The sequence below is a fragment of the Vogesella mureinivorans genome (assembly GCF_007644035.1).
GTDB lineage: Bacteria > Pseudomonadota > Gammaproteobacteria > Burkholderiales > Chromobacteriaceae > Vogesella > Vogesella mureinivorans.
This window is the reverse complement of the sequence record NZ_VMTV02001129.1, coordinates 1-315: the sequence shown is the minus strand read 5'-3', so window position 1 is coordinate 315 and position 315 is coordinate 1. Positions and strand designations below refer to the sequence as shown.

Annotated in this window: 1 protein-coding gene; it reads right to left on the bottom strand. The window is 61.0% G+C overall.

All coding sequences use genetic code 11. From position 1 onward, the window contains the following. The coding region (locus tag FLQ44_RS23085) for a substrate-binding domain-containing protein (protein ID WP_206209152.1) at positions 1-308 on the bottom strand (308 nt) is incomplete at its 3' end. Positions 309-315 lie beyond the last annotated feature (7 nt).

Genomic DNA, 315 nt, shown 5'->3' with positions numbered 1-315 from the left:
GTGGAGGTGTACGGTGCCGAGTTGTTCGGCAAACGTTTTTGCCAGGTCGGCGGAATCAACTTGGCTTCGGTATTCAGCGCATCCACATCGTAGCCCAGCGCCAGCGTCACCACGTCGGCTTCCAGGCCGTCAATCACGGCACGTGCCTGCTTGCCGGAACCACCATGCGACTGCTTGACGGTAACGGTTTCGCCAGTCTTGGCTTTCCACTGTTTGGCAAAGGCGGCGTTGAAGTCCTGGTACAGCTCGCGGGTCGGGTCGTAGGACACGTTGAGCAGGGTGACATCGGCCAGGGCATGGCCGGCCAGGGCAAAC